Annotated in this window: 4 protein-coding genes; 1 reads left to right on the top strand and 3 read right to left on the bottom strand. The window is 73.5% G+C overall.

The genetic code is table 11. The annotated features are described in order from the left end of the window. Positions 1-46: 46 nt before the first annotated feature. The gene (locus tag ACIQOV_RS25840; protein ID WP_401052302.1) at positions 47-847 is read left to right on the top strand and encodes a M23 family metallopeptidase; all 801 of its coding nucleotides are present in this window, start codon (positions 47-49) and stop codon (positions 845-847) included. Between the two features lie 6 nt (positions 848-853). Here the strand turns inward: ACIQOV_RS25840 and pcrA are convergent, their stop codons facing one another. The 3 genes from pcrA to ACIQOV_RS25825 all read right to left on the bottom strand — a co-directional run. Beyond that, positions 854-3466 carry a DNA helicase PcrA gene (gene pcrA / locus ACIQOV_RS25835; RefSeq protein ID WP_401052301.1) on the bottom strand — a complete coding sequence of 871 codons (2613 nt, stop codon included), beginning with the start codon at positions 3464-3466 and terminating at the stop codon, positions 854-856. A 212-nt stretch (positions 3467-3678) separates the two neighbouring features. Continuing rightward, on the bottom strand, positions 3679-4407 hold the full coding sequence (locus ACIQOV_RS25830) for a LuxR C-terminal-related transcriptional regulator (RefSeq protein ID WP_401052299.1): 729 nt from the start codon (positions 4405-4407) through the stop codon (positions 3679-3681). Then, a partial coding sequence (locus ACIQOV_RS25825) for a sensor histidine kinase (RefSeq protein ID WP_401052296.1) occupies positions 4400-5405 on the bottom strand: 1006 nt, incomplete at its 5' end. The genes ACIQOV_RS25825 and ACIQOV_RS25830, both read right to left, overlap by 8 nt.

Below are 5405 nucleotides of genomic sequence, written 5' to 3'. Positions count from 1 at the left end.
TCCCCCGCCCGACGACGTCCGAGGCCCACCGAGGAGGCAGCCCCCGATGGCTCCCGATGCAGCCGCCCGTCCGACCCGCGCGGAGCTGCGCCTCGCCGCCCGCGAGCAGTCCCGTGCCCAGCGCCGCGGCGCCGCCAGGGCGGCCACCCGGACGGCGCTGCTGCGGGTCGCGCTGCCGTCGGTGGCCGCGCTCGGGGTGGCCGCGGCGGCGGCGATCACGGTGCAGGGGGAGGCCGACCAGCAGCGCGCCCAGGCCGCCGGACAGGTGCCGCGGACCGCGGCCGACAACGCCCCGGACACCACCGCCGCTCAGGCGGCGGCCCAGGCGGTGGCGGCCGGCGCGCCGACCCAGGCCTCGCGCGGCGACGCCCGCCTGCCGCTGGCCGGCGCCCAGCCCACCGAGGCCCCCACCGCGCAGCCCACCGCCGAGCCGGCGCCCGAGCCGGTCGGGCCCAAGGTGGTCATGCCGGTCGCCCGGCACGGTCTCGGCGAACAGTTCGGCGAGGCCGGCACCCACTGGGCCAACCGGCACACCGGCATCGACTTCCCGGTGGACGGCGGCTCCGAGGTCTACGCCGTGACCGACGGCACCCTGCGCACCCAGTGGAACCCGTTCTACGGCTACATGACGATCCTCAAGATGCCCGACGGCACCGAGGCCTGGTACTGCCACCTGCGGGCGTACAAGGTGCGCAAGGGCCCGGTGAAGCAGGGCGACGTGATCGCCTTCGTCGGCACCAGCGGCAACAGCACCGGCCCGCACCTGCACTTCGAGATCCGGCCGCAGGGCAGCGGACCGATCGACCCGCTGCCCTGGTTCCTCGCGAACGGGCTGGACCCGCGCTGAGCCGCCCTACAGCTTCTCGACGGGCGCGTAGCGCAGCAGCAGCTGCTTGCGGCCCTCGGCACCGAAGTCGACGGTGGCCTGCGCCCGGTCGCCGGCGCCCGTGACGGCCATCACCGTGCCCAGCCCGAAGCTGTCGTGGGTGACCCGGTCGCCGACCGCGAGCGAGACGGCCTCGCGCTCCACCGTCCGGCCGCCGCGCCGGGCCGACTGCCCCCAGCCCGCCTTCGGCGCGGCCGCCGTCGACGAGGACCGCGAACCGCCGCCCCCGGACGAGGACCTGCCCCAGGACGAGCCGGAGGAGTAGCCGCGCTGGACCGGCGCCTGCGCGGCCCCGGTGCGCTTCCACTCCACCAGCGTCTCCGGGATCTCCTCCAGGAACCGCGAGGCCGGGTTGTAGGCCGGCTGCCCCCAGGCGCTGCGCAGCACCGAGCGGGTCAGGTACAGCCGCTCGCGGGCCCGGGTGAGCCCGACGTACGCGAGCCGGCGCTCCTCCTCCAGCTCCTTGACCTGGTTGAGCGCCCGCATGTGCGGGAAGATCCCGTCCTCCATGCCGGTCAGGAAGACCACCGGGAACTCCAGGCCCTTGGCGGTGTGCAGGGTCATCATCGTGATGACGCCCTGTCCGTTCTCGTCGTCGTCCGGGATCTGGTCGGAGTCGGCGACCAGCGCGACCCGCTCCAGGAAGTCGGCGAGCGAGCCGACCGGCGGCGTGCCCTCGGCGTCGCCGTCCGGCCGCTCGCCCGGGTCCTGCTCGTACTCCAGGGCGACGGAGGCGAGCTCCTGGAGGTTCTCCACCCGGGTCTCGTCCTGCGGATCGGTCGACGCCTGGAGCTCCGCCAGGTAGCCGGTCTCCTCCAGGACGGCCTCCAGCACCGCCGCCGGGCCCGCGCCCGACTCGACGACCTGGCGCAGCCCGGCCATCAGGGTGTTGAACTTCTTGACGGCGTTGGCCGAGCGCGCGGCCATCCCGTAGGCCTCGTCGACCCGGACCAGCGCCCGGGCGAAGGAGATCCGCTCCCGCGCGGCCAGCGCGTCGATCATCGCCTCGGCCCGCTCGCCGATGCCGCGCTTGGGCACGTTGAGGATCCGGCGCAGCGGCACGGTGTCCTCCGGGTTGGAGAGCACCCGCAGGTACGCCAGGACGTCCCGGACCTCCTTGCGCTCGTAGAAGCGCACCCCGCCGACCACCTTGTACGGCAGGCCGACCCGGATGAACACCTCCTCGAACACGCGGGACTGGGCGTTGGTCCGGTAGAAGATCGCGACGTCGCCGGGCTTGGCCTCGCCCTTGTCGGTGAGCCGGTCGATCTCGTCGGCGATGAACTGGGCCTCGCCGTGCTCGTCGTCCGCGACGTAGCCGATGACCTTCTCGCCGTGCTCGCCGGCCGTCCACAGCTTCTTCTCGCGGCGGTTGGCGTTGCGCTCGATGACGGCGTTGGCGGCGCTCAGGATGGTCTGGGTGGAGCGGTAGTTCTGCTCCAGCAGGATCGTGGTCGCGTTCGGGTAGTCCTCCTCGAACTGGAGGATGTTGCGGATGGTCGCGCCGCGGAAGGCGTAGATCGACTGGTCCGCGTCGCCGACCACGCACAGCTCGGCCGGCGGCACCTCGGCGAGCCGCCCGGCCGCCGGGTTCACGAAGTCGCCGTCCGCGGTGCGCCTGGGCGCGGCCGCGACGGAGCCCCCGCTCAGCTCCCTGACCAGCATGTACTGGGCGTGGTTGGTGTCCTGGTACTCGTCGACCAGGATGTGCCGGAACCGGCGCCGGTAGTGCTCGGCGACGTCGGGGAAGGCCTGCAGCAGGTTCACCGTCGTCATGATGATGTCGTCGAAGTCCAGCGCGTTGGCCTCGCGCAGCCGCCGCTGGTAGAGCGCGTACGCCTCGGCGAGCTTCTTCTCCATCGGGTTGGCGGCCTGGTCGGCGAAGGTCTCCTCGTCGATCAGCTCGTTCTTGAGGTTGCTGACCTTCGCCGTGAAGGACTTCGGCGGGAACTGCTTCGGGTCCAGGTCGAGGTCCCGGCAGACCAGCGACATCAGCCGCTGCGAGTCCGCCGAGTCGTAGATCGAGAAGCTGGAGGTGAAGCCCAGCTGCTTGGACTCGCGGCGCAGGATGCGCACGCAGGCGCTGTGGAAGGTGGAGACCCACATCGCCCGGGCGCGCGGGCCGACCAGCGCCTCGACGCGCTCGCGCATCTCGCCGGCCGCCTTGTTGGTGAAGGTGATCGCCAGGATCTCCCCCGGCTGCACCCCGCGGGCGCCCAGCAGATGGGCGATCCGGTGGGTCAGCACCCGGGTCTTGCCCGAGCCGGCGCCGGCCACGATCAGCAGCGGCGAGCCCGCGTGCAGCACCGCCTCGCGCTGCGGGTCGTTCATCCCCTCCAGCAGCTGCGCCGGGTCCACCACCGTCCGCGCGGCGCCGTTGCGGTACCAGGCGTCCCGCTCCGCCTCGGCGGAGTGGTCGGTCCGGAACAGCCCGTCCGGGATGGCCTCCTCGTACGCGTCGTACGGAACGTCGTCGTCGTACGGCGGGGGCTCCTCGTCGAGGGGAGCGGCGGGCTGCTTCGACCCGGCGGCGGGTGCCTCGAAACCGGGGAGCGGAAGGTCGTCAAAGAGGCTACTCATGGCACATCGAGTCTATGGCCACCCGCCGACAAGCCCGCCCGCCCCGGGCGGCCGGGCCGGCGCGGGCCGGTGCGGGCCGGTGCGGGCCGGTCGGACGGGACCGCACCGGCCTTCGAGGGCGCCGGACGCCCCGGACCGGGCGCCTCGGCCCCTCGGCCCCTCGGCCCCTCGGAGCCTCAGAGCCTCAGACCTCAGACCTCAGACCTCAGACCTCAGACCAGACGGCGGGCGGTGGCCCAGCGGGTCAGCTCGTGGCGGTTGCTCAGCTGGAGCTTGCGCAGCACCGCGGAGACGTGGCTCTCGACCGTCTTCACCGAGATGAAGAGCTGCTTGGCGATCTCCTTGTAGGCGTAGCCGCGGGCGATCAGCCGCAGGACCTCGCGCTCGCGCTGGGTGAGCCGGTCCAGGTCCTCGTCCACCGGCGGGGTGTCGGTCGCGGCGAAGGCGTCCAGCACGAAGCCGGCCAGCCGGGGCGAGAACACCGCGTCGCCGTCGGCGATCCGGAAGATCGCGTTCACCAGGTCGGCGCCGGTGATGGTCTTGGTGACGTAGCCGCGCGCGCCGCCGCGGATGACGCCGATGACGTCGTCGGCGGCGTCCGACACCGACAGCGCCAGGAACTTCACGCCCTCCCGTCGCTCGCCACCGCTCTTGTCCGAGGCGCTGCGCGCCGCACCGCCCGACCCCTCGCCCATCACCCCGGCCGAGCGGCGCAGCACCTCGACGCCGCCGCCGCCCGGCAGGTGGACGTCGAGCAGCACCACGTCCGGCCTGGTCTCGGCGACCACGCGGACCGCCGAGTCCACGTCGTCGGCCTCGCCGACCACGTCGATTCCGGTCACCTCGGTGCGGCCGATCTCGGCCCTGACCCCCGTCCGGAACATCCGGTGGTCGTCCACCAGCACGACCCGCGCAGAACGCTCCGGAGCTGCCTCAGTCATCCGCTCTCTCCATCTCCAACTCGACCTCGGTGCCGCCGCCCGCCGCCGGCCGCACCCGAGCGGTGCCGCCGTTGCGCTTCATCCGGCCGATGATCGACTCCCGTACGCCCATCCGGTCCTCGGGCACCGTGTCGGGGTCGAAGCCGGGGCCGTGGTCGCGGACGAACACCGACACCGTCCTCCCCTCCACCTCGGCGTAGACCTGGACCGGTCCCCCGCCACCGTACTTGGCCGCGTTGACGGTCGCCTCCCTCGCGGCCTGCATCTGTGCCGCGATCCTCTCGTCCATCGGGCAGTCGCCGACGATCACCAGCTCCACCGGGACGCCGTGCCGGTCCTCGACCTCGGCGACGGCGGCCCGCAGGCTCTCCGCCATGGTGTCCGGCGCGGCCTCGGCGGCGGCCTCCGGGCGGTACAGCCACAGCCGCAGCTCGCGCTCCTGCGAGCGGGCCAGCCGCAGCACCTCCTTGGGGTCCTCGGCCCGGCGCTGGATCAGGGTCAGGGTGTGCAGCACGGAGTCGTGGATGTGCGCGGCGATCTCGGCCCGCTCCTGGGCGCGGATGCGGGCCGTGCGCTCGGCCCCGAGGTCCTGCCAGAGCCGCAGTCCGTACGGGCCCAGCAGCACCAGCACGCCGGCCAGCACCGCGAGCGAGGCCTCGACCACCGAGCCGAGCGTGGAACCGCTGCCCTGCATGGCGAGCAGCGCGATGGTGCCGGCCACCGCGAGCAGCACGCCGGCGCCGACCCGGGTGTAGGCGCCGCGCCGCTTCTCGCCCTCCTCGATGCCGAACCAGCGCTGCCAGCGCGAGTCGTCGGCCTGCCGCCAGACCAGCGCCACGCCGACGCCGATCGCCAGCAGCGGCCAGGTGTACGGCTTGGCGGTCTGCAGGCCGAGCACGTTGAGCAGGGCGATCAGGCCGATCACCGTCATCACCAGGGCGGCGAGCTGGCCCAGGCCGCCCTGCCCGGCCTTGCCGGCCGGCGCCGCCTCCTCCCCC

The organism is Kitasatospora sp. NPDC091257 (assembly GCF_044757675.1).
GTDB classification, from domain to species: domain Bacteria; phylum Actinomycetota; class Actinomycetes; order Streptomycetales; family Streptomycetaceae; genus Kitasatospora; species Kitasatospora lactacystinica.
The sequence above is the reverse complement of the archived record's forward strand: the minus strand, read 5'-3'. Positions and strand labels throughout refer to the sequence as shown.